The organism is Amycolatopsis tucumanensis, from assembly GCF_021654135.1.
Lineage (GTDB): Bacteria > Actinomycetota > Actinomycetes > Mycobacteriales > Pseudonocardiaceae > Amycolatopsis_E > Amycolatopsis_E tucumanensis.
This window is the reverse complement of the sequence record NZ_JAKGSD010000141.1, coordinates 1-849: the sequence shown is the minus strand read 5'-3', so window position 1 is coordinate 849 and position 849 is coordinate 1. Positions and strand designations below refer to the sequence as shown.

The 849-nt window shown below is 64.5% G+C and carries 1 protein-coding gene; it reads left to right on the top strand.

All coding sequences use genetic code 11. The features are described from left to right. Positions 1–849, top strand: an 849-nt coding sequence (locus tag L2C96_RS44195) for a cbb3-type cytochrome c oxidase subunit I (protein WP_237340330.1), incomplete at both ends; no start/stop codon positions are given.

Sequence of the window (849 nt, the reverse complement as noted above, 5' to 3'; positions counted from 1 at the left end):
CGCAGGAGCAGTACAACCAGCTGTTCACCATGCACGGCACGATCATGCTGCTGCTCTACGCCACACCCAGCGTGTTCGGCTTCGCCAACTTCATCCTGCCGCTCCAGATCGGTTCACCCGACGTGGCGTTCCCGCGGTTGAACGCCTTCTCCTACTGGCTGTACCTGTTCGGCAGCCTGATGGTCGTGTCCGGCTTCCTGACCCCGGGTGGCGCCGCCGACTTCGGCTGGTTCGCCTACACCCCGCTGTCGAACGCGATCAACTCGCCGGGCATCGGCGCCGACCTGTGGATCATGGGATTGATGGTCTCCGGCCTGGGCACCATCCTCGGCGCGGTCAACATGGTCACCACGATCGTCTGCCTGCGCGCGCCCGGCATGACGATGTTCCGGATGCCGATCTTCACCTGGAACATCCTGGTCACCAGCATCCTGGTGCTGATCGCCTTCCCGATCCTCACCGCGGCGCTGGCCGGGCTGGCGGCCGATCGCCTGCTGGGTGCGCACGTGTTCGACCCGGCCAACGGCGGCGTGATTCTGTGGCAGCACCTGTTCTGGTTCTTCGGCCACCCCGAGGTCTACATCCTCGCACTACCGTTCTTCGGCATCGTCTCCGAGATCATCCCGGTGTTCTCGCGCAAGCCGATCTTCGGCTACAAGGGCCTGGTCTTCGCGACGCTGGGCATCGCGGCCCTGTCGGTCGCGGTGTGGGCGCACCACATGTACGCCACCGGCGCCGTACTGCTGCCGTTCTTCTCCTTCATGACCTTCCTGATCGCGGTGCCGACCGGCGTGAAGTTCTTCAACTGGATCGGCACCATGTGGAAGGGCCAGCTGAGCTTCGAGACGC